General features: G+C 35.2%; 23 protein-coding genes. 12 read left to right on the top strand and 11 right to left on the bottom strand.

Annotated features, from left to right (window positions below; translation table 11 throughout):
* Positions 1–53 precede the first annotated feature (53 nt).
* On the top strand, positions 54–467 hold the full coding sequence (locus AC1D0Y_RS24145) for a YjdF family protein (RefSeq protein ID WP_060744987.1): 414 nt from the start codon (positions 54–56) through the stop codon (positions 465–467).
* Positions 468–508: 41 nt separating this feature from the next.
* On the opposite strand, the gene AC1D0Y_RS24140 is transcribed toward AC1D0Y_RS24145, so the two are convergent.
* On the bottom strand, positions 509–1,096 hold the full coding sequence (locus AC1D0Y_RS24140; protein WP_272801543.1) for a DUF4825 domain-containing protein: 588 nt from the start codon (positions 1,094–1,096) through the stop codon (positions 509–511).
* 230 nt (positions 1,097–1,326) lie between these two features.
* Positions 1,327–2,166, bottom strand: a complete 840-nt coding sequence (gene mle / locus AC1D0Y_RS24135; RefSeq protein WP_477707969.1) for an alpha/beta fold macrolide esterase — start codon at positions 2,164–2,166, stop codon at positions 1,327–1,329.
* A 430-nt stretch (positions 2,167–2,596) separates the two neighbouring features.
* On the opposite strand from mle, the gene AC1D0Y_RS24130 reads away from it, so the two are divergent.
* The 3 genes from AC1D0Y_RS24130 to AC1D0Y_RS24120 all read left to right on the top strand — a co-directional run bounded on the left by AC1D0Y_RS24130 (position 2,597) and on the right by AC1D0Y_RS24120 (position 5,211).
* Positions 2,597–3,373: an SDR family oxidoreductase gene (locus AC1D0Y_RS24130; protein WP_477707968.1), complete on the top strand. Its 777-nt coding sequence runs from the start codon at positions 2,597–2,599 to the stop codon at positions 3,371–3,373.
* 274 nt (positions 3,374–3,647) lie between these two features.
* A complete protein-coding gene (locus tag AC1D0Y_RS24125) occupies positions 3,648–4,439 on the top strand; it encodes a phosphotransferase (RefSeq protein ID WP_060744991.1) in 792 nt (263 codons plus the stop codon).
* Positions 4,440–5,004: 565 nt separating this feature from the next.
* Entirely contained in the window at positions 5,005–5,211 is a 207-nt protein-coding gene (locus AC1D0Y_RS24120) for a hypothetical protein (RefSeq protein WP_060744992.1), read from the top strand.
* Between the two features lie 220 nt (positions 5,212–5,431).
* On the opposite strand, the gene AC1D0Y_RS24115 is transcribed toward AC1D0Y_RS24120, so the two are convergent.
* From AC1D0Y_RS24115 to AC1D0Y_RS24105, 3 genes are all read right to left on the bottom strand, one after another.
* Positions 5,432–6,784: a sensor histidine kinase gene (locus AC1D0Y_RS24115; RefSeq protein ID WP_477707967.1), complete on the bottom strand. Its 1,353-nt coding sequence runs from the start codon at positions 6,782–6,784 to the stop codon at positions 5,432–5,434.
* Positions 6,762–7,481, bottom strand: coding sequence for a response regulator transcription factor (locus tag AC1D0Y_RS24110; protein ID WP_060744994.1), 720 nt, complete (start codon positions 7,479–7,481; stop codon positions 6,762–6,764). Before AC1D0Y_RS24110 ends, AC1D0Y_RS24115 begins: the two co-directional genes overlap by 23 nt.
* Before the next feature lie 93 nt (positions 7,482–7,574).
* Positions 7,575–8,867, bottom strand: a complete 1,293-nt coding sequence (locus tag AC1D0Y_RS24105; RefSeq protein WP_477707966.1) for a VTT domain-containing protein — start codon at positions 8,865–8,867, stop codon at positions 7,575–7,577.
* A 478-nt stretch (positions 8,868–9,345) separates the two neighbouring features.
* Between AC1D0Y_RS24105 and AC1D0Y_RS24100 the strand changes: the two genes are divergently transcribed.
* From AC1D0Y_RS24100 to AC1D0Y_RS24085, 4 genes are all read left to right on the top strand, one after another.
* Positions 9,346–10,548 (top strand): MGDG synthase family glycosyltransferase, encoded by a 1,203-nt coding sequence (locus AC1D0Y_RS24100; protein WP_060744996.1) that lies wholly within the window; start codon positions 9,346–9,348, stop codon positions 10,546–10,548.
* 1 nt (position 10,549) lies between these two features.
* A complete protein-coding gene (locus tag AC1D0Y_RS24095; RefSeq protein WP_060744997.1) occupies positions 10,550–11,248 on the top strand; it encodes a polysaccharide deacetylase family protein in 699 nt (232 codons plus the stop codon).
* Positions 11,249–11,560: 312 nt separating this feature from the next.
* On the top strand, positions 11,561–11,683 hold the full coding sequence (locus AC1D0Y_RS24090) for a hypothetical protein (RefSeq protein ID WP_255256595.1): 123 nt from the start codon (positions 11,561–11,563) through the stop codon (positions 11,681–11,683).
* 704 nt (positions 11,684–12,387) lie between these two features.
* Positions 12,388–12,600, top strand: coding sequence for a YczF family membrane protein (locus AC1D0Y_RS24085; RefSeq protein WP_477707965.1), 213 nt, complete (start codon positions 12,388–12,390; stop codon positions 12,598–12,600).
* A gap of 9 nt (positions 12,601–12,609) precedes the next feature.
* Here the strand turns inward: AC1D0Y_RS24085 and AC1D0Y_RS24080 are convergent, their stop codons facing one another.
* From AC1D0Y_RS24080 to AC1D0Y_RS24065, 4 genes are all read right to left on the bottom strand, one after another.
* Positions 12,610–13,713, bottom strand: a complete 1,104-nt coding sequence (locus AC1D0Y_RS24080; protein ID WP_060745000.1) for a GerAB/ArcD/ProY family transporter — start codon at positions 13,711–13,713, stop codon at positions 12,610–12,612.
* A 19-nt stretch (positions 13,714–13,732) separates the two neighbouring features.
* On the bottom strand, positions 13,733–14,926 hold the full coding sequence (locus AC1D0Y_RS24075; RefSeq protein WP_060745001.1) for a Ger(x)C family spore germination protein: 1,194 nt from the start codon (positions 14,924–14,926) through the stop codon (positions 13,733–13,735).
* 30 nt (positions 14,927–14,956) lie between these two features.
* A complete protein-coding gene (locus tag AC1D0Y_RS24070) occupies positions 14,957–16,459 on the bottom strand; it encodes a spore germination protein (protein ID WP_477707964.1) in 1,503 nt (500 codons plus the stop codon).
* Positions 16,460–16,977: 518 nt separating this feature from the next.
* Positions 16,978–17,871 (bottom strand): AraC family transcriptional regulator, encoded by an 894-nt coding sequence (locus tag AC1D0Y_RS24065; RefSeq protein WP_253352613.1) that lies wholly within the window; start codon positions 17,869–17,871, stop codon positions 16,978–16,980.
* 192 nt (positions 17,872–18,063) lie between these two features.
* Here AC1D0Y_RS24065 and AC1D0Y_RS24060 point away from each other — a divergent pair, with 192 nt between their 5' ends.
* The 4 genes from AC1D0Y_RS24060 to AC1D0Y_RS24045 all read left to right on the top strand — a co-directional run bounded on the left by AC1D0Y_RS24060 (position 18,064) and on the right by AC1D0Y_RS24045 (position 20,355).
* On the top strand, positions 18,064–18,651 hold the full coding sequence (locus tag AC1D0Y_RS24060; RefSeq protein ID WP_221840362.1) for an NDxxF motif lipoprotein: 588 nt from the start codon (positions 18,064–18,066) through the stop codon (positions 18,649–18,651).
* Between the two features lie 163 nt (positions 18,652–18,814).
* Entirely contained in the window at positions 18,815–19,303 is a 489-nt protein-coding gene (locus tag AC1D0Y_RS24055; RefSeq protein ID WP_221840363.1) for a hypothetical protein, read from the top strand.
* A 161-nt stretch (positions 19,304–19,464) separates the two neighbouring features.
* On the top strand, positions 19,465–19,647 hold the full coding sequence (locus AC1D0Y_RS24050; RefSeq protein WP_221840364.1) for a hypothetical protein: 183 nt from the start codon (positions 19,465–19,467) through the stop codon (positions 19,645–19,647).
* 309 nt (positions 19,648–19,956) lie between these two features.
* On the top strand, positions 19,957–20,355 hold the full coding sequence (locus AC1D0Y_RS24045) for a hypothetical protein (RefSeq protein WP_221840365.1): 399 nt from the start codon (positions 19,957–19,959) through the stop codon (positions 20,353–20,355).
* A 261-nt stretch (positions 20,356–20,616) separates the two neighbouring features.
* On the opposite strand, the gene AC1D0Y_RS24040 is transcribed toward AC1D0Y_RS24045, so the two are convergent.
* Together AC1D0Y_RS24040 and cax are read right to left on the bottom strand one after the other, a co-directional pair.
* Entirely contained in the window at positions 20,617–22,131 is a 1,515-nt protein-coding gene (locus tag AC1D0Y_RS24040; protein WP_272801532.1) for an arylsulfotransferase family protein, read from the bottom strand.
* Positions 22,132–22,493: 362 nt separating this feature from the next.
* Positions 22,494–23,537: a calcium/proton exchanger gene (gene cax / locus AC1D0Y_RS24035; RefSeq protein WP_013056387.1), complete on the bottom strand. Its 1,044-nt coding sequence runs from the start codon at positions 23,535–23,537 to the stop codon at positions 22,494–22,496.
* Positions 23,538–23,769 lie beyond the last annotated feature (232 nt).

Genomic DNA, 23,769 nt, shown 5'->3' with positions numbered 1-23,769 from the left:
CCCCTCCTCGGGATGTCCATCATTTCATAGTATGTTTAGAGGAGGGAATCGTTATGTCACTAACGATTTACCATGATGGTCAGTTTTGGGTAGGAATTATTGAAGTTGTAGAAGGCGGTAAGTTAAAAGCATTTCGTTATGTATTTGGACCAGAACCAAAAGATACAGAAGTATTAGACTTTATTTATGACAGATTGCTAGAGGTGATTAATCAATCAGCTCATGCAGGTATTGATGTGAAAATAAAATCTAAGAAAAAGGTAAATCCAAAACGTTTACAACGCCAAGTAGCAAAAGAAAGAAATAAAGTTGGTATTTCGACTAAAGCTCAAGAAGCCATGAAGCAAGCTTACGAAGAAAAGAAAAAAAGTAGAAAAAAGAAAGCTAAACGATATCGTGAAGAGCTGAAGGAACAAAAGTATTCCATAAAGAAACAAAAGGCAAAAGCGAAGCACAAAGGCAAATAGAAAACAAATAAAGAGCCTTATTTAAGGCTCTTTATTTGTTCTTATTCTTTTACGATAGGAACATTCTTAAAAAATTGTTCTCGAATAGCTGCCGATTTAACTGCTTTATTAATCTTCTCTTTATTATTATCTATAAATTGCTGTGCTTTTTCTTTATCAAATAACTCATTGCTATCTGGTAAAGTTTGAATGTTTTTGGAAATGAATTGTTTCATTTCTTCTCTAGGTACTGAGAATTTCTGATCATCTATTTTAAAACTGTACCCTTCAGCATTAGGTATTAGTATCGTTAAATAAATAGCATTATAAAGAAAGTTTTTCTCTAGTGTATCCTTACCGTCGAGCCAATATTTTAATATTTCATCTTCTGATAAAGAGTCCTCTTTAGTACCATACATTATTTTTGGTGTTTTATTATGTAAATTAATTTCTTTAAACGTTTCTCCTCCAGGCAATGCTCTTACGATAGCTACTACGTTAGAATTATCTCCAACATAAGTTCCGCTGTGGCCTTTAAGATCTTTTACATCAACAGTGTTAATGCTTGTGACTTCTTCTTTTGAAGAACAGCCGGTTATACCTACAAGGATGAATAAGATTAAACAAAAAAGCACCTTAAAATATTTCATAAAAACCTCCATTTTCTTACTGCAATACCCTTATGTGGATATTTCGCAAATTATCACTGTATCATAAATATGATGTTTTGAAAAGATGTAGGTACTTTTGTACAAAACACCCTTTGCTATAGGAAACGTTTTGTCTACTGTAAGTAGAAGGAAGGAACTTTGAAACATGAAAAGACCCCAAAGCTTTCTTAAAAAAGCGCTTTGAAGTCTTCATATCTCATGTTTTACTTTTAGGAACTAATTCCTACAATTGATTCGATAATTTGTGCCCAGTCCTCACTATGGACTTCATGTCCTGTACGATCAAGAGCTATTAAATTAGCATGAGCAATAGCTTTTGCAAGAGCAAGTCCATGTTCGTATGGGAGGGCCGGATCTTCTGTTCCATGAATAATCAGTGTAGGTATAGTAATTTCACTCAATCTGTCATAATATTGGCCTCCTCCTTGAAGCAAAGCATGGTTAAATCTACTCGGCAGCCGTTTGGCGCGGGCAGCTTCTCTTTCTGCTAGCTTATACATTCTTTTCTCTTCATAAGGTTTTGTTCCACTTAAAATTTCCCATCCACCTGCAAGGTAGGGAACAGTCTCCTCTTGATTTGACCAGTCTATGGAAGCGCTCTTCGTGTGGTAATCAAGTATCCGCTGATCCATTGGGGGCAATTTTTCCGCCTCCTTTCCAAATACGCTTGATGCAATTAAAGTAAGGGAGTCTATGCGATCCGGATATCTAAGAGCAAGGATTTGTCCTATCATCCCGCCCAAAGACATTCCAACAATATGAGCTTTGTCTATAGAGTAAGCATCTAAAACACCAATTGCATCGTCAGCCATATCCGTTATTGTATAGTTAGACGTACCGGGTGGATAAATGGTAGACCGTCCTAAATCACGATGGTCGTAACGAATAACAAATCTCTCATGTTCAGCGAGGAGAAGACAGAAGTCTTCATCCCACCAATCTAACGAAGACATTGCTCCCATTATTAAAAGTACAGCGGGATTCTTGGGGTTTCCAAAACTTTCTGTACAAATCTCAACGTTATCAATTTTTATTATCTCTTCATTCATTCGTGTACCTCCTTTTAAGTGTTAGAGAAATGAAAAGCAGTCCTTTATTCAGTTCTCTAACATAGGGACATTTCCTTTTGGAATTTTATTTAGGAAATCCATTATTCTACCTATTTCTTTACCTTTTTACTAAAAAGTAAAATATAACGTTCTTGAAAATGTAAGTCCAAACTTGTTGAAGACTAGGGGGATTCAGTTTTTGCTGTCTGTAACATGTTGATAAGGCAGGAAAGTTGAATGCATGTATGGAAAAATACTTATGTGAGGTGAAATAAGAATGAATGATTACTATGGAGAAAATACCTTTTAAACTTTAATTACATTTTTTCATTTATTACAACTTGATAGACTAATATACATATACAGGATTGCTGAATTCCTGTGCTATTGGTGAGCATATGAATTCAACGTTCTCATGAGGAGATGCATTATGAAGAGGTTAATAAATAAGATTGCGGTTGTTACTGGTGCCAGTCGGGCAAAAGGTATTGGTACTGAAATATGCAGGGAATTAGCTAGAGAAGGCGCAGATATTTTTTTCACTCATTGGTCAAAGTATGATCGTTTAATGGATTATTGCAATGAGGATGATTTTAAATGGTCGAAACATCTTATGGAAGAGATTCGCAGTCTGGGAGTGCGATGTGAATCAATGGAATTGGATTTATCGCAACCCGATGCACCAAGAAAGCTGCTTGATGAAGTTCAAAACAAACTAGGTTCTCCATCAATCCTTGTAAATAATGCAACACATTCTGTGGACGTAGATTTTCGTTCTATAGATGCTGATACGCTTGATGCTCATTATAACGTGAATGTTAGAGGGACGTGTCTTTTGACTGTTGAGTTTGCACGTCTAATCGAAGGTAAGCATGGTGGTCGAATTATTAATATGGTGTCAGGTCAAGATAAGTCACCTGAGCCTGGGAATTTGGCCTATGTTGCAACAAAAGGGGCTGTTTCTACGTTTACTAAATCAGTTGCTATTGAATTAGCACCTCTTAAGATTACTGTTAATGCTGTAGATCCTGGACCAACTAACACTGGCTGGATGAGCAGTGAGTTAAAAGAAGAGCTACGGCCAAAGTTCCCGATGGGTCGACTTGGTGAGCCACGGGATGCCGCAAAATTAGTTATTTTTTTAGCAAGTGAAGAATCAGAATGGATTACCGGACAAATTATTCACTCAGATGGAGGCTTTTGGTGATTTAATATAGTAGTGGTCTTTCATTTTTTAGAGGATTTTTGTATGAAACAAGCAGTTAAAAGGATCTTCGAAGGAAGATTCTTTTTTTATAATGTAACGATAACCGATTTTCTCCACTTTATTAGTCAGTCCCAAAGGATTGTTGATGGGCTATAAAAGAAAAAGTACGGGCTTTTCTGAATCAGTAGTAAAATCAGGTATTTCATTTATGACGAATGCTTTATCATTTTCACTTATTGACGACAAATAGGATATATTCAGGGGGAATGTTTATATGTCAAGCTTTGAAGACGAAGAAGTGCTAACAGGAGGGAATGTCTCTAACGTTTATCGCTTGGGAGAAACTGTACGACGAGAACTAAAATCAGATAGCCATAAATTTCATAAGCTATTAAAGCATTTAGAGAACAAAGGTTTTAGTTATGCACCAAAATTTTTAGGCATTGATGAAAAAGGGAGAGAGGTCTTGTCATTTATTGAAGGTGAAGCTGGGAATTATCCTTTGAAGAAATATATGTGGTCTGATGATGTTTTAATAGAAATAGGGAAAATGCTCCGTCTTTATCATAATTCAGTGAGTGGTTTTTCATTTGATGACAGCTGGAAATCAATAGATAACACTCCTAAACCATTTGAGGTACTATGTCATAATGATTTTGCCATATACAACATCATTTTCAAGCAAGAAAGACCCGTAGGCATCATTGATTTTGATGTTGCTGGGCCCGGGCCAAGAATTTGGGACATTGCTTATACTCTTTATACGTGCGTCCCCTTAAGTAGATTTTACCTTTCTGAAACAGGTGAGAAGATTTATTATAATTCATTGCACCATGCTCAACATAGAAAACAAAGAGTGAAATTATTTTTTGAATCTTACGGCGAAGAATTACGAGAAGGTTATTTGGAAGTGGTATTGCTGCGATTAGAGGGGTTATGTAAAACAATTACAAGAAAAGCCAGTGAAGGCGACAGGGCGTTCCAAAAAATGATAGACGAAGGACATCTTGAACATTATCAAAATGACATTAAATTTATTCGTGAACATAGGAAAGAATGGGCTTAAGGATAAGTTTTAATGGAAGAAGCAACACACTTTTATTAAAAAGCATGTCTATAACACCCTTTATGTAAATGATGGTTGTTATTCTTTGTAGGGGAGGACTTGTTATGCGAATTATTAATATTAGAGAACAGGTAGAGTACAAAGATAAAGCTATTGAATATATTCAGAGATTGTATTTAATAGATTAGCGATTAATTTTTATTTGAAATGTTTTTAACTGTTTGAATCAGTGAATAGCGGGTATAAGTTGATTATACAAGCGTAGTGCCCCCCAGGAACATGCATGTATATTTCTTTTTCTTACTTACCCTGTTTGAATCCTCATTTTATGGAGGGTTCTTTTTTTGTGTCTAAAAGATATAACTTTTTAAATTATATATATCAAACTCTTTAACATATATGTATTTTATACTCAATAAATCAATGCAACAAGAGCAATATAAGATGAAAGAGATTCAGTTGTTTTTAAGTTGCAGCAACAAAAAGGATCGTTATGCACTAAGAGCTAGCTTTTTATATGTGCTCTAGAAAGCATTATGTTGAGTAGGAATGAATGTAAGAGAAATTGCAGAAATACTATGGACAGGGATGGCCAAATTTTCGAAGAGGAGATAAAATTCAAGTTTTTTCTGCTGGAAGACAGCTTGATGGAAATGGTACGTTTATTCGAGCAGAAGGCGGATTTTTAGTATGGGAAGATAATTCAGGTAATAGAAATACGACTAGTTTAGAAAGTATCAGCGTTCGCAGATTAAGAAAACGCAATTGCTAATCATTTGGACAGGCTCTGATTTTATATAAATGAAAAAACGCCTTCAATCTGATAAACTGGGTATGAAGTACCGAGCAATCACTTGGAGGTGTTTTTTTTACTCAAAACTGGTGACTCCGTTTTGAGTGTATTCATTAGGTAGCATTTTTAGAAATTAAATATTGCTAGAGTTCCTGCCTCACTAGCGGTACATAAGCTAATTTATATAAAAGCGACTTACTCAGTTCGTGAGGGGAAAAGTAACTTTAATCTCTGTTCCAATATGTTCTTTACTTTCTATCTCAATTTCTCCTTTATGGAGGTTCACAATATTTTTAGCAATAGCTAATCCTAGTCCGCTTCCTCCCGAATCCCGTTTGCGGGCTTTGTCTACTCGATAAAACCTTTCAAAAACATGAGATTGTTCTTCTTGCGGTATGCCGATTCCATAATCTTTTATTCGAAGAATTCCCATATGCTGATTACTTTCTAAAAAGACCTCAATGACATCGGTACTATACTTTATGGCATTATCTAAAAAGATAATGATTACTTGTTTCAGCTTTAATTCATCCCCCTTGATAAACATTAAGTGGGAATTCTTATGTAGGATAATAGGTCGGTCATAAACTTGCATAAATTGAGTTGCAAGGGTTTCAGTGAGAGAGACAAGATCAACTGATTTTATGTCAACAGGTTCGGAATCCTCTAATTCAGCTAAACTCAACAGTGTTTTGGTCAAATTTTTCATTCTATTTGTTTCTAAATAAATAGCCTCAATTGCTTCTTTTGCTATCTTTTCGTCTTGTGTTCCATGCCTTCTAAGAATTGTAACAAAGCTGCTAATAACAGTCACAGGCGTTTTTAACTCATGCGAAGCATCGGAAATAAATTGCCTTTGTTTATCTGAGTTTTCTTTCAGTTTACTAATCATCCGGTTAAATGTAGCGGCCATTTTATACACTTCATCTTTTGTTTCAGTTTGTATACCAATCTTTTTCAGCGTTCCACTTTGTTCAATATCCTCCATTGTAGAGATCATTGATACAACAGGCTTCATAATGATAGCCGATAACCATCTGCCAGCTAGAAAAGAGAGAAGAACCGAAATAACGGTAACAGTCCCCATTATGGACAAAATAATATCTTTGCGGCTTTCTAGTCCTGATAACCGCTCACTTATTTCTAACGTGCCTATTACTTTGTGATTCTGATGAATCGGTACGTGAACTACTAAATTTTGATGTTCTTGAAAAGGTCTAAGTTCAAAGCTCTTTTCTGTTGAAAAAGTAGGTGAGATTTTCTGAATAAGGACTTTGTCGTTAGTGACTTGATTAATAGTTGTAGAGTTCGGTCCCACGATTCGAATAAAAGAGTGACTAGGCATGTAAGAGTTTAAAAGGTTTTTGTCTAGCGATAATGATTCAGAAATGTGGTATTTTTTCAACATTTCATTCGCATTTTTGAAGACTAAATGTGCTTCCATATTAACGGTCGTTTTCATAAATAAAAAAAATACAATCGTATTTACAATGAGCAAGCTGACTAACAGAGAAACTGTAATAAACAAGTTAACCTTGGTAGTAATTTTCATATGGTTCCTTTCTTATCACATATCCTACTCCTCTGACGGTGTGAATTAAGGAAGGGGTAATATCTTCTTCTATTTTCTTTCTCAAATGTCCAATATACACATCTACTACATTTGTTTCTCCTTCATAATCATAGCCCCAAACGGTCAAAAGGATATTTTCTCTGCTTAATACGATATTTTGATTTTTTAGTAAATAAACAAGCAAATCATATTCTTTCGGTGTTAATATAATCGTTTTGTTTTTTCTTATCACTTCTCTGGTCTCTAAATTTACAGATAAATCTTCTATTGATAAATGAACATCTTTTTTTTCAGTAACTTCTTGAATGATAGCTCTATGACGAAGACTATTGCGCACTCTAGCTAACACCTCTTCTATTTCAAAGGGCTTGGTGATGTAATCATTTGCTCCATGATCTAGTCCCATCACTTTATCTAACGTAGTGTCACGGGCTGTCAAAAGAATAACAGGGAGGTAGGCGTTCTTTTTTCTAATTCTGCGAAGGACTTCGATACCGCTAAGTTCTGGAAGCATGACGTCTAATAAAACTAAATCAATGCTGTTATGTAAAGCAGCTTCAAGGCCGCTTTTTCCTTCATGCTCTACGAATACTTGGTATCCTTCATGCTCAAGCTCAATTTGAAGAGCTCTCGCAATCATTTCTTCATCTTCAACGATTAAAATACGGTTTTGCATGCAGGTTCTCCTTTCTCATCGTTCAAAATATAATAAACTTCATTTGGACAAGGGAAGTTCCTGTTTAGTTGGACCTTCCTTTTTAGTGAACCACTATAGATTAATACCTTTCATAAGACGGAAGGTTTCAAGAAGCAAAACGTTTAACCCTAGCCATACTCCTCCAAATACATATCCTGCTGCAATATCGCTGGGATATTGTATGCTGAGATACAAACGACTAATCGCAATAAGCAACAAAATAAGAATGGCTGCTAGTGGTGCTAATGTAGGAACCCATAATCTTTTAGAGTGTCGAACCAGCATAAACACAGCAAACCCATAAATAACAAAAGCCATTAAAGACTGCTCGCTTGGAAAGGTGTATGAAAGGTGTTCTATTAGCGACTTTTTAATAGGGGAGAAATGATGGAAAATTCGTCTCAGACTTTCTTCGTACAGCTCTCCGCCGCCTGCAACAACTATCAGAGATAATAATTCAATTTTTTTATCTCTGCCTTTCCATAAAATCCATACAAGTGTAAAGAAAATTAATGCCACCAGAACTTGCCTGGATCCGAGCATGAAAAGTATCCGCATTGGTACATTCCAATCTTTATTAAAAAGGGCTGATGTTAATAGACTGATTATTTTGTTAAAATCTCCAAACTCGTTTGCGATAAAGTCTTGCGTCATTCCAATCATAAGCAGAATAAACCCTAATGTTGCTAATGCTGTAAATATAAAAACAAGACCTGCCCGTTTCCGCGTATGAAACACATTTACTATCCACTCGAGACAATTAATTGCTATCTTTTTAATCGTTACTTTGAACTTTTTATAAATGTAAATAGCAACCAACAAACTTACAGCTACGATCATCCCAATGACAAAATACTTCTTAATAGAATGATGAAACTGTTCCCACTGAGGTCCTAATAACTTTCCTAGAGTAATAAATGTGGTGACCCAAAGAAATGATCCGCTATAGGCATACAGTGCATACGTGCGAAAGGGAAGGCGAGTAATTCCTGAAAAATATCCTGTAATATGTCTAATAACTGGGAGGAAATAAGCAATAATCAACAGCTTGTTTCCATGTACACTAAACCATTTTGACATTCTTTCAATTCGCTCTGGCCCCATATGAAGGGTTTTTCCGTATTTATCAAAAAAAGGAGTCCCTAACTTATAACCTACCCCGTAGGCTATGGTCATTCCAACCATACTCCCCGTACCAGCTACCAAGATACTTCCCACCCAGCTTAAATGTCCTTGAAAAGCAAGAACCCCAGCGTAGCCCATAAGCAGTTCGCCTGGAAGAGGAAGCGCAAGAAGTTCCAGCATTAATGCTAGAAACAGCACGATATATCCGTACTGATTTATATAAGATGTGATAAAATCCATGGTTTGTCCTTCTTTCATAGTATGTATCTAAAGCACAGTCGGTAAGGCGAATATGCTTACATGGGATTGAAATACAAAGATGAAAAGATTAATTTCACCTTTGTATTTCTTTTAATGTAGCATTATTTATTAAAAAAACTGGATTTTTCATTGATTTTTAATGTTATTTTTAGCCTATTTTTAATTACAAAACGTAGACTGAAAATGTGCTATTTGAAAGCTCAACTTAAGACTGTTTGTTTTTCTAATAAATAGTGTAAGGAGTTCCTAACCAATCTATGTAACGAAAAAGAAGAAAAGATATACCCTACAAATCGATTAAAAAGGGGAACTACCCATTATTAATTTTTTGTCATGCTTACTCTTTTATCAGTAGAGCAATTCTTTAATCGCCTAAACAAAACAACAAAAAGATGTGCTGAAAAGTCTAAGTTTCACCCCACAGCAAAAGCATACAAACTACAAGGAGGGAAAAGTCATGAATAATCGTGAACAGGATAAATACTTAATTCTTTCCGCTGCATTTGGAGAGGGGCATAAACAAGTGGCAAATGCGATAAGCGAGGCAGTAAATGATATGGTTGCTGATGCTGAGCCTATTACCATTGATATTATGGAGTGGGTTCATCCCAACCTTTATCCAATCAGCCATTATATTTATAAAAAAAGCATTAAGAAGTTTCCACAAGTGTATAGCTTTTTGTATAAAAAAACTCGTGTAAAAAATTCGTTTTCCGTTAAGCTAAATTCGATCTTTTTATCGGGCATGCAAACGGTGCTTAAAATCATACAAGAAATAAAGCCGAAAGTAGTGGTTAGTACCTATCCATTTGCCGCTGGGATAATATCGAAATTAAAAGAGCAAGGATTAATTGATATTCCGGCGATAACCATCATCACAGATTATACGGATCATTCTTATTGGATTCATCCCTCTACAGATCAATATATGGTAGGGTCTGCTCGATTGCGTGATCAATTAATTGCGTTAGGGGTAGAGGCGGACAAAATTAAAAACACTGGAATACCTGTACGGAAAAGATTTATGGATGTTCTTCCAACAGACCTTCTCTTAGATAAATATATGATCAATCCAAATATGTTCACCCTGCTCATCATGGGAGGGGGAGACGGATTTTTTGGAAAAGGACTTTCAACCTTTAAGGCATTAGAATCCATTTCCACACCGATTCAACTTTTTATAGTATGCGGTAAAAATAAGAAATTAAAAACACAATTAGAGTGGGAATTAAAAGACTCAAAGCATGACGTGAGAATTTTTGGATACTGTGAAAAGGTTGAAGAATTAATGGCTATTTCAGATTTAATGATCAGCAAGCCGGGGGGAGTAACAACCTCTGAGGCAATGGCGATGGGTTTGCCAATACTACTTTATCATTCGTTACCAGGACAAGAAGAAGACAATGCAGAATATTTATGTCGTTCGGGATTCGCACTGTCTGCACAGTCAGAAAAAGAGTTAATTGCGCAAATTGAAAATCTTGTCCGCGATTCAGTACCTTTAAGATGGATGAAACAAAGGATGAAAAAATATCAAACCAAAACATCATCCACGGAAGCTCTCCATGTCATTGTCGAAGCAGCAAGATGCGGTTCATTACGTAACGTAACAGATAGTAGAACGATACAAAAGCAAAAGGAGATAGAGGTGAGTATATAATATGGAGTTCATGATTTCTGCTATTATTTTTTTTATTTTATTATACACCGTTATTCCGTATTTCCTATCACGTAGCCTAGGAGTGAACGTAGTTAAAAGAGGAAGGGATTTATCCAAAATTGCTTTTACGTTTGATGATGGTCCGAATCCTGTTTATACCCCCATACTTCTTGATTTACTGAAGAAAAATGAGGTGAAGGCAACCTTTTTTGTGGTCGGTACTAAAGCAGAAAAGTACCCTGAACTGATTCAGCGCATGCATAGTGAAGGCCACTTAATCGGAATTCATAACTACGTACATCACTCCAACTGGTTTATGTCGCCTTGGAAGGTTAGAAATGGAGTTAAGAATACAGCCAAGGTGATTAAATCTATCACTGGAGTCACACCTATTTATTATCGACCGCCTTGGGGAATGCTCAACCTTTTCGATTTTATGAGAAGAGGTAAATATAAGATTATTCTATGGTCAATCATGGCGGAAGATTGGCGAACCTCTGGCGGAAGCGAAAAGATTAAAAAACGCCTAGCCAATATAAAAGGCGGGGACGTCATTTTGCTGCACGACTGCGGAGATACGCTCGGAGCAGAATCTGAAGCTCCAAGAAACACAATTAATGCGTTAAGAGATGTGTTAAAGACAGTGAAAACAAAAGGATTCACTTGTGTCCGTGTTGATGAATTGGTAGAGAAGCTATAGGTAGTAAGAGGATTAGAAGATTATCTTTATTAAAGCTTGCGAATGACATTTTAATTCTTGTCATTACCGTAACTAAATATCTTATCTGTTATAAAAAAAGAACCTCTATTTTAAAGAGGTTCTTTTTTATGGCCAGTAAAAAATATATGGTAATATAATCTTATATTGGATATATTTATAATTTTGCAGTTTATAAAATCTATGTTGAATCAGCAGCTAATTTAAACGACATCTATGAAAGTAGGGTAGTTCTTGAAAAAAGTTATTTTAAAATTCTTTGTATACTTTTTAATCTTCTTTGGAGGAAACTTAATGATTAATATTCTGTTCACCTCTAATTTTGATCTTTTAACAGCATTTTCAACCGCTTTTGGAGTTTCCTTTGGGATTGCTATCTTCGGGTATTATACATATAAAAAAGGCAAGGAAGCGTAAAGTGCTGTGTTTTTGAGCCAATACATAAAAGATTTTAGTAGAAACTTAAATATCATAGTATTAAATTATAAAGATTTTGAGGTTTAAGATGGGAAATTTGTTGAATTACATTTATTTTTTTATTGCCATTTTAGTTGGCTTGTACTTTTTTATCACCAATAAACACTCTAGAAAGCCACTATTCATGTTGTTACTATCGATGCTTTTATTTTATAGCAGCGCGTATTTCTTTTACTATAAGACTTATCCAATTAACTTACTCAGTACATTATCCATACTTGTGTTTTGGTGGATCATTCTTTTATTACTAAGAGAGATTTATTCTAGAGAAGAAAATATTTTCTGGAATCTTTGTTTAATCTATGTAGCGCTATACCACTTATTGCACTACGTTTTTGATTCATTGGCTCAAAAGAACTTTTTGTATGAATTTATCTTTTATTTTTATACAAATGTAGGATTACTTCTGCTTGGCTTGTACTATTTCTTAAGAGTCTATAAAAATAGAATCGTGCATTAGAATGAACAAAGTTCCTTGGAGCTCAATGTCCACAATTCTTGTTGCGTTAAATTTTTATAACAGATTGCTTTGCAGAAAATCAATTATTTTCCATCATTTAATAAATATTATTGAATCTCATGGACGCCTTGTATATTTTTATATTATTTACCGCAATTTAAAAGAAAAAGGTGAGGCTGATATAATGGCTAAAACAATTCCATCCTTATGCATTTTGCTGGGGGCTTATGTTCTTATTGCATTCATCGACGTTTTTCAGGGAAACTATATGTTTCAATCGCTTTATAACCTAAAACAATATTTTGTAATTGCCCGTGGAGAAGATTATTTTTTGGTTATTTTATTTGCTTTGATATTCCTTACTGTTAGCATTTTTCCTGTTTTTAAAAAACAATAGCCTCCCTTGTCATGAAAGGGCAGGCTTTATTTTTTGTTTTATATATGCTGTAATCAGCAATAGGATGGGAATTGCTATATGAAAAGGAAGGTGCAATAAATAAGGAACAATTTTGAGTCCTTCATTTATATGAGCTTGGTAACTAGGAGCAATCATCAGTGAGGAGAAAAAAATAATACCGCCAATTAAATAAATGTTTGTAACAGAAGATTTCATTCGAAACAAATCAGCTGCGCCAATCACTGCACAAAAGAAATAGATGGTTATTTTAACAAAACCTAAAATGACCATGAGAATGAGAATAAAGGTATCCAGTCTTTGAATAAAACTAGCTATGTTAATGTAACTCACAGCTGTCAGAGCCGGGAAAGAGGATCTTAAAACAGTCTCTGGTCCGAGTACACACAAAAGAATAATTGAATTAATTGTTAAGACCATTCCTCCTATTATGATGGCGGATAACCCAATTGTTGCGGCCTGACTTTTTTTATTTAAATAAGGAAGAATCATAGTGAAGGTAATCAATTCCCCGAAAGGGACAGTAATACCAAGAGGGGCTAACTCTTTCCCTATGTTTCCCCATCCATTTGCTAATACGGGTTGAAGGTTTTCCACCTTGATATAGCCTCCTACTACATACAAAACATTTAATATAAAAAGAGTCAGTAAAATAACAACAAAACATAAGCATGTAACTCGTGCGAATGTTTCTATTCCTAAGTGAACACTATAAATTAACACAAAGGTCATGCATATGCCCAGCGTAATAATCGATGTAACATAGTAAGAAGAGCTAATTAATAATTCTTCAAAATCACGTAGTACTCTGGAAGCAATATAAACAAAATATATAATATAACAAAAGCTGATAGCACCGCCTACGTATTTACCCCAGATTTTAATGAGGTAGCCAGTCAAGGGCATATTAGGGTATCTCTTATATAAGGAGATATAGACTAAATACAGTACACATCCAAAAAAAGTAGCCAGCAGGGGGACTATCCATGCATCTTGCCTAGCAGCCTTTCCGATATCTAAAAGTAACGTACTGCCTAATATAAAGATAAACATCATACAAAATAATTGAAACCCATCGATTTTTATTTTAGTCAACGCTTTTTCAGCTCCTCATCTAATTTACCTCATAAGGATTTGTCCGCATTCCGGTATTTACAATACTGACGTTCACATTCATCGATATTTTAGCGCTTGAAAATAGATTCTCCCAATTCTGTTTATGCTGACGCCAATAACTAGGGTTGGTTCGAGACAAGCTATCACCAAAGCCAAATATATCTGTCTTTTCTTTTTGTGCGATGCGAATAGTTTTTGTGATTTCCTTTTGAAATTCCTTTTGTACTTCTTTTTCCAATTCTTTTAATACCTTAGGGTTGCTTAAATCTTTTTGGCATGATGTTTCCGTAATTTCTCCCATGACATTCAAATCTGTATGAATAAAAGGTTGTCCATGGCGGATTTTTGTCTTTATTTGACTTTTTATTCCGGTCGTCGTAACTGTGATATTCGCATTTATATTACAAGGGAAAACAAGGGCCGTGCTCTTCACTTTAGACGTAACAAGTTGAACAGATCGAGCCTCATCGCCATCCAGCCATCGAACTAATTTTCCTTTTCTAAACATGGCTAATCCCTTTACCTGCATAGCACTTGGGCTGGTATTCTCTAAATTGCCTGCTTCTTCTGCCTTCTGAGAGGGCTTGTTAATGCTGATTCCAGGAAGAGATAGGTCTTTTCCCTCACTCAAAAGCATAGAAATAACTTCATATGCTTGTACATTACTAACTATTCCGTACATTTTTTGATTGTTCTGGGTTGTACTTAGAATACTTTTGACTGGAGTAACCTCGAAAGGTTCAATTACACCAAGCAATTTCTCAGCAGTTCCATCACGTGCAATAAAAACTGGAATACTTGTACGAGCTTGCTTGCCTCGATCCAAGGCATCAAATAATAAGCTAAGGTCATTTCTTGCTAACTTTTCACCTACAACGATAAGCGAAAGATGAGAAGTAATATGTTCTCTTGGGATGACGACAGAGGCTTTTTTTAATGCTTCCACTAACGTTTTGGCCGTTACTGTATAGTTAATGACAGGAAGACCCTGTCCTCCTGACGAACTGCCCTGTGATAAACCACTTGGATTAATGATCTGATAGGTTACTTTATAAGGTTGTTCCAAGTTTTCGTTCTCATCAATTCCCAATCCTATAATAACTCCTATTTGGTTTAATTCTCGGTAATTCGAACATCCTGAAACGCATAAACAAATGGCAGCGATCCATAAAAGCGAAAGATAAGTTTTCATTTTCTATCCTCATTTATCTTTATACGAAGTCTATTTATTTTGATGTTTTTTCAACAGAGATGGTAAAGAGAATCGAACTAACGTATCCTTTTGCTTTTTAAAATCAAAGGGAGCAAAAGGTGAAAAGTAGGGGATACCGAAAGATCTTAGACTACTTATATGAAGACATATACATAAGGTCATAAGCAAAATTCCATATAAGCCAATAAATGCTGAAACTATAATCAAGATAAATCGAAAACCACGGGCCGCATTGACAATGCTAGTAGATGGCAGTGTAAAATTGCTGATGGCAGAAATAGCAACAATAATTACAACAGCCGCTGATACAAAACCTGCTTCTACAGCTGCTTGTCCTAAAATCAGCGCTCCTACAATGGAGACTGCTGGCCCGATTGCTCTAGGCATTCGGATTCCGGCCTCTCGCAACATCTCAAAAGCTAGTTCCATCACTAACATTTCTACAATTGCTGGAAAAGGAACTCTTTCTCTTTGAGCCATTAAGCTAACCATTAATGTGTTTGGAATGAGTCCCTGATGATGCGTAATCAATGCTAAATAGATAGCAGACGCATACATAGAAAGAAAAAAAGAGCCAAATCTTAGTATCCTTAAAAAGGAAGCAATATAATAATTTTGATAATAATCTTCGGGAGACTGAAAAAATTGAGAAAAAATAGCAGGCGCAATTAATACAAAAGGTGTTCCTTGTACAATAATAGCAATTCGACCTTCTAATAAATTTCCTACAACAGCATCAGGTCGTTCCGTATTTAATAAAAGTGGAAAAATAGTCGTCCTATCATCCCGGATAAATTCCTCAATATAGTTCGACTCGAGGACCCCATCTACCTTAATCTCTTTTAAACGTTCTTTGATTTCCTCTACAATACGTTCATCTGCATTCCCTTTAATATACATAATCCCTATATCTGTTTGGGTTACGCTTCCAATTTTCATGCTATCTAAGCGTAAATTAGAATCCTGAATTCTAGCTCTTATCAAGGAGGTATTAGTCCTTAAATTCTCTGTAAAACTATCTTTAGGTCCTCTAACAACAGTTTGGCTGGTTGGTTCTGTTACTGCGCGGGACTGAAGTTTTTTTGTATTGCCAATGAAAATTTTAGAACTTCCATTCAGTAGTATGACTGTATCACCAGTTAAAACCGCTGACATAAATTCATGCCAATTCTCTTTTATAGTCAATTGAGATACAGTTAACATCTGGGGTATTTGTGCTTCTATCTCTTTGACGGTTACTACTTGATTACTTTCCTTAAGCCCCTGAATAAGAGGAGTCATGATATTCTCATTTATAATGTTTTCATCTGCTAATCCGTCAAGGTGAATAACGGCTGCCTTTAACGTTTTTTGATACGGAGACTCAACCATTCGAAACGATACATCAGAGCTATCTCCCAATTCGTTCAATAGTCTCTCTATATTTTTATTTATATCATCATATAAGGGAGTTGCTGAACAATCCGTTGTCTTTTCTTTAGTAGAGCTTTTCAAAAGATATCTTTGTCGCACGTTTTACCACCTTTTATATGAGTGAATATTTGTTATACAACGAGTAACGTTATCATTCCTATAAAATGTAAAAAATATGCGCATGAGGAAGATATATAAAATAAAATGATAGGAAATGTATCTAACATTGTTTTCTATTTTGTCGCATTAGTTGAACGTCAAAATAAAGCTGAGGATTCTTTAGAGTTTTCAGATGAAAATTAAAGCGGTTTAGCTAGTATTACTTTATATCCAGTGACAGATTAGAAGACATTGTTTTAAAAGTTAAGTAATTGGAAAGAAAAGCACCTCACATTTCTCTATATAGCTGATGTTTTTATGGCCGATATCGTACATGATAATAATTAAAAATGAAGTGAATAGTCACATTGATTAACTCCAAAATTCCCAACACGAAATAACAAAAAGCCCTATCCTAAATTTAATTGCTTAGAGATTGGGCTTTTGTATAGGAATATCTTCAGTATTATAAATGAATTTCTACACTACTTTTCTCTTAAACAAATGGAAGTTTTCTTTTATGCCTTAACAGTCTGTTTTTTCACAGGAATGTAGATGTCAATCTCTTTATTTTCTAAACCATAGCACCTCTTATCATACAGTTCAAACTCCATTGATCCGTAGTGCTCATAACCTGATTCTGGAAACCATTCTGTAAAAACATAGTTCCATGTGGACTGAATGGAAGAAGTAAAAGATTCTTCATTTGATTTTGGAGTAGTGAACACGGCATATTCTAGTTCAGGGAAGCTTCTGTAAACTGTTCCTTCAGGAGCTGGAGTGCCTTCCTTTACTTCCATGCCAATTATATAAACAAACTCACCCGTTTCAGGATTAAAATCAGTGCAAATGCCAAGCTCCGCGCTTGCGTTTAGGGGATTGGGGATTTTAGAGCCTAATCCATTTTGCATGTACTGTTGCCAAAATTCAGGAATGTCTTTGTTATTCTGGCCACCCTCGTTCTTCGTTTTTAGCTCATATCCAATGATATAAAAAGCAGATTTAGTGACTAGTTTTGGTTCCATCTTATTTCCTCCTGACAAAAGTGTGGTAGTTAGGTAGGCTTTTCCTTGCAGCGGTCCAGATATTCTCCTTGCGTTACGGTATTGCTTCGGTGAAACATCATAAAATTTTTTGAACGCTCTGTTAAATGATTCTTGATATTGAAAACCAACATCAAGTGCGATATCAATGACTTTTTCATCTGTGAAAAATAAGCGTTCTGCTGCGCGTGTAAGTCTTCGTTTCCTTACATAATCCATCACTGATTCTCCAACCATGGCTTGGAAGACACGGTGATAATGAAAAGGAGAAAAGCAAGCAATTTCTGCTAACTTTTCTAAAGTAATTTGTGTCTCCAAATTCTCCTCAATGTAATCTAGCGTTCTCTGTATACAAGTTACATAATTCATTTACATTCACCTACCTTACGTTCACTATAACAGCAAACAAATCGTTGTTCTTAACATTTTTTGCTATATTCAATTAGATGAGGGTAGTTTTGCAATATACGCCTCTAGATGTATAGTCCTAAGGGGATTTTAATGCTAAAATTTTCTATGTAAATTAATGGAATTAACACATTGGTAAAGGGAGCGTTTGAATTGAAGAAACTTTATTTTAGCTTAATGATTATTTGTTTATTAGGTGCTTGTTCTTATCAGGAAAGTACAAAAGAAGTTAGTGAAAAAGTTGTATTACCAACTTCTATATTTAGTTCATCGAAAAATAATGCTGTAATTGATGAAAAGGAAATGAAAGAAAGTATAAAGACTTACTTAAATACTAACGAGGATTTATCCAATATCAGTGATCAATTTGAAGAAATGATGGATTCTGATCAACAGCTACCTAAAGCTGAAGCGAAAAAACTTGAACAACTAAACGATCTGCTCAAAGAAAATGATCGTAACTTTTCCACATATATCTCGCACAATACTCTACCAGAAGGATATAAAAAAGAGTCAGAGAGAATTAGCCGCTTTATTATGGGTTCCAATCAAATTTTGGATGAACTGGATCAAGCCATCGATGACATGGTTGAGCATATGAGCGAAGGAGATTTTTCTGAAACAGAAATTGAGTCACTTATGAATAGAAATGAAGGTGTAAATGGAAGGGAACAGAAAAAGATAGAGAATTTTCTAGATGACAACAATATTGATACAAAAGCTTTTGGACGAAAGAGTTAAAACAATTTAATAGATTTGCTTTGGTTAGGGGGAGTTTACTATCGGAGTAGTTAAGTCTACAAATAAACTTGCATTTTCTATTATCTATTTAGTCTTCGGTACAGCTTTGGGGATAATAGCCAAATATTTAGATACTATTGCAGGTGTTGATGGAAGCTGGTGGATGAATATTCTGCCGTATTTTGGGGATTTGTGTTCTAGGGCCGGTATTTGGGTCCTGATTGCTACCCTTATAGCCGCGTATAGTAAAACCAAAATTAGTGGGGCTCTTAATACATTCATGTTCTTTATAGGAATGCTAACAGGCTATTATATATATTCCGCTTTTCTATTTGGATTTTTTCCAACTAGTTATTTTTTACTGTGGGGAAGTATCGCACTAGCGTCTCCGTTTCTAGCAGCTATTATATGGATGGCTAAAAATAATTTACGTCTAGCTTGGATATTACCAGCGTTGCCTATGGGGTTATTGCTAAGTCTTTCTTTAGCGGTTGGAGTATTTTATATCCATGTAAGTTATATGGAAGAATTCATTATGTATGCTGTTTTATGCGGAGTCTTTTACAAAAATCCAAAGCAGCTAGCGGCAACAATTTCTATTTCGTTTATCATTTCGTTTATTATCAAACAAGTAAGTCCACTTCACTTTTGATTTAGATGAAGGTTTTAAAAAAATGAAAATTTACTATGTGAAAAGGGGATTTCGGTAACTAACTATAAATACAATTCAAAACGGCTTTTACATATATATTCTTTAAAATACAGTAATTAGGAAACTTTTATAGAAGTAATTCGTATAAAAGGTAGGAGGTGATGGATATTAACACGGAAAAACGTCTGGATGAAATTGAAAGAAAATTAGATGATTTACATAATAAGATAAGTAATCAAGAAATTAGAGCAAAGTATAAACCTATCTTTACAATTGTACTCATTTTATCTGTAATTCTCATATTTTTTGTGCTTATAGGTGTTGTAAGTTTTTTTACAGGTTAATTTTTTTACTAATCTCTCAGAATTATTTCTTGGGAGACCTTTCATTATTTAAACTAACGACAATTCATTTTGTATAAACTTGTATATAATATACCCGCTTAAAATAAAAGGGGATAAAATTATGATGGGAAATGAAAAGGAACGTTCCACATTTAGTGCGGCTTTCAAAACCTATGAACAGCTATTAAAAAAGATCTTGCATATGTTCTTTACTAGATAATATTCTACGCCATGTTAACTAAAGGTATATATTTTAATAAAATATAAAGTAGTAAAAATGACATTATGGTGTTTACATGGAGGAAGAGCATGAGAAAGTTTTATATTGCTTTATTTAGTCTTTTCTTTTTTATTTCATTAGTTGGATGTCAAAGTAAAGCTGAGGATCCTTTAGAGTTTTCAGGTGAAACTCAAAGCTGGTCAGCTACTATTACGTTATATCCCGTTGAAAATAGGAAAGAAACAGCTCAAATGAACTTAAATTATCTAGGTGGTAAGGTAGAATCCGTAGGAGATTTTGGGATTAATTTAGACACTTCAAATAATCAAAATGGAATTGCAGTAAGAGACGCAAGGTTAAATAAAGAAGGGAATTTCAAAGAAAAAGTAAAGATTGATGCTGGTAAAGATGTAATTAAACCTGAATATATGATTTTAACGGTTAAATGGAATGAAAAGTCAGAAGATATGATTTTAAAAGTTAAGTAATTAGGGAGAAAAAGCACCTTATACTCATCTATATCAAATATTCCCTCAGTTCTTTATCCTTACTATTTGTTAAAATATAATATTATATATCAGGAATTTTACTTTTGCAGTTTAGATTAATATAGTAGCGGTTTTTTGAAAAAATCCTTAGCTCACATAATTTCTAGTTGATTCCTTAAAAGGTGAATGCCCCCTCATGATGTCTTCTGAGTAGGGGGGGCACTATAAGAACATTTTTAAAAATCTAATAGAGGATTATTATCACTTTCGTCTATTTCGTCTTATTTTTACGTAAGTAGTCGGTGATGTACCAATGACGTTCCCGCAGGAGTCTAATGCTTTTACTTGAAAATAGGGGCCAGCTGTCTGAACATGAATATCTGTTTCAAATCCAGTACGAGGGCTACTAAATATCACTACTGACAATTTAAAAGGCGTTGGTCCTGCAAGTAACTGCCAAGCAACTGTTTCTGTTGAACCATTCCATGATGCGTAAGCTGTAGCTTGACCGTCATGCAATAAGTCTACCGTTATGCTAGGAGGGTAAAGTGGTAGACCTACCCACTTATTTTTGAATGCTCGATACGAAAGATTCTGATTTGGATACCGCATATCATACAACAAATTAAATGAAGGGTTTCTTTGTGTATTGCCAGCATTTTTAAACTCTGAAAGGTAGGGCTCTTGCCCCCACCCAATGAGTTGATTTCCATTGGAAAGCTTTTGCGCATTTCCTTGACTCGGAACATATAAAGCTGGGTCATGATAATACGTTCGATCTACATTGGCGACCTTGTGTTTATAGTCTAAGTGAAGAATTAAACCACGCGCCTGTCCCTCAGGAGGAGAGGTTGAAGAGGCACAGCAGGCGTCATCAAACAAGCTTATCCTATTTTCGGACCTGTAGCGCGCATCATGCTGCCAAGAAAATGCAGCGTTCGGTCCAAGCTTAAAATCACTTTGTTTTCCACCAAGTTGCCAAATTACCTTTCCCGTTTTTTTATCAATGTTATAAATGGCCCACATATTACGCATACTCACTAGAAGTGTATTGTTTGGCCCTTCTTCGACTGAATTTACGTGGTAGCAATCCCATATATTATTAGAACTTGTCGCGGATGAAGCAGGTACCACTGAATCAGCTGGATTAATATGTTCAAGTGCACTCCAAAAGAAGAGAAGCTCTCCCGTTTCAATATCTACTTCTTGAATAGAGTAATCATCAAAATATCCGCGTACTGGTCCACCATACTTAGATAAATCCGCAGGTACTTGTTTTACTGCCGTAAACAAAGCCGTATTCCGTTCGGTGATTGTAAACTCATGCACATCAGCTGTAAATCCTTTTTTAGCAAATAATTTTTTAATGACCTTATAATGCTGGTTGATAATTTGAAAATAAGCACCAGGTTCAGGATCGCCTGCTGGAAGGTTTGGGGTGGCGGTTTGAGTTCCTGAGATTGTTCCTTGCCACATGGTAAGAACAGGGTTCCCGCAGTACATTTGTACTCGAAAGTCTGTGTTTTGAATATATCTACTAGCAAGTGGTCTAAACCACACTGGATTACCTGTCTGATCCATAATTAGTGCCCCAGTTTGGCCAATCATCGCTGCTTCATATACCGTATAGGGCGCAACAAATAATAGGCCGGGAGCTGTTCCGGGCTTATCAACATTAATGGTAACCTTCATGGGATGTAAATTAGGAGCCGAAACAAAATTCCATACTTGCGGGTTTGAATGATTGGTGGATGATTGTGAATTAAAATTATCCATTCCCACTCTCATCTCCTCTGAATTTTATTATTAGCACTGTCGAGCTATTAATATGTCATTTACGTCAGAATATGTACATATGTTTTAGGTTTACTTGTGTCTTTTATTTATTTTAAATGCTTGTATATAAGGGCAGATGAAATAAATGTAAAAAAAGAGCCCTTAGCAGATAAGAGCTCGTTTTTCTCGTTCATATACCTTTATATATTATCAATGCAGCAATATTTTAATCGTGTTTAAAGTTGAAAACCAGGCAAAAGAAAAGCAAATTTTTGTATATATGTTATTCGTCAAGATTTAAAAAGATGACCAAGCGTTGTCTTTATGTAAGCTGAAATTTTCATCTTTTTCTTGAAAAAATTCTATAAAAGGTAAAAACTAAAGCCTATCGCAATGTAGGTACCAACAAGTAAAACACCTTCGAACCAGTTGGAATCACCGTCGTTAACAACGGTCACCGTCATGAGAGCGGCAAGGATCATCGCAATCATTTCCGCTGTATTAAATACAAGAGGCAAGAAATCATACAAGTATGAAAACAGAACGAGTATAGGAGCAACAAACATGGCCGTTTGGACGGTTGAACCAATGGAAATCTCCACCATTACGTCCATTCTGTTATTATAGGCCATTGCAATTGCTGACACGTACTCTGCAGCACTTCCGACTATAGCTACAACAATAATTCCAATAAAAACGTGACTCCAGCCTAAGGCAGCACCTACTGGCTCAATGGTGCCAACAAGTTTTTCACTAATATAAGCTAGTACAATTGTAGCCAGTCCAAGTACAACGATTGCTTTCTTTTTTCCCCATTCTGGTTCCTCTCCATTTTCTTCTGCGTTTCCAGTAAAAATCCCCTTATGCGTGACAAGTTTAAAAAGAAGAGCAAGCAGGTAAATGGTCAGCATCACTATAGCAAAAGAAGTTGATAGAACCTGCATATCTTTATCATCCAAGCGTTTTGCAAAGATAAATGGCAATACAAAAGTTACGATAATAGCAAACATTAAGAGAGAGGTATTGTGTCGTGTTTTAAACACACTAAATTTTTGCTTTTTAAATCGAATTCCTCCAACAATCATTGATATTCCGCTCGCAAAAAGTAGATTAACGAGGACTGCTCCAGTAATAGAGGAAATGACAATTGTATTTAGTCCTTTACTTAATGCAAAAAACGAAATAATAATTTCTGCAGCGTTGCCAAACGTAGCATTAAGTAATCCTCCTGCTGTTGGACCTACTACAACGCTAAGGCTTTCAGTAGAACGTCTGATGTAATTAGCCAAGCTAATTAATGTCACACAGTAAATAAAGAACATGAAAATATAATTCCAATTAAAAATACTGCCAATAATTGAAAGAGGTACACCAATAATCATAAAAATGAAAAAGACTTTATTCATATTTTCCTCCATGGTCATTTATAGATCCTATAGCAAGAAGAGAAGCTCTATATTATCTTAGTGTTTTTATTAATATAACTCTTAAGACTTTTGTTATTCACATGGAGAGTGCAACTAGCAATTAACTCGACGCATAGAAAGAGAACATACTTAATAGCTGGTGTAAAGTTAAAAAAGAAAAGAATCGTACAAGATAAAGCGCTATGAACTCCTCAACATAAGCTTCAAAGTA

This window comes from Priestia sp. P1_B12_1, assembly GCF_056406695.1.
The sequence above is the reverse complement of the archived record's forward strand: the minus strand, read 5'-3'. Positions and strand labels throughout refer to the sequence as shown.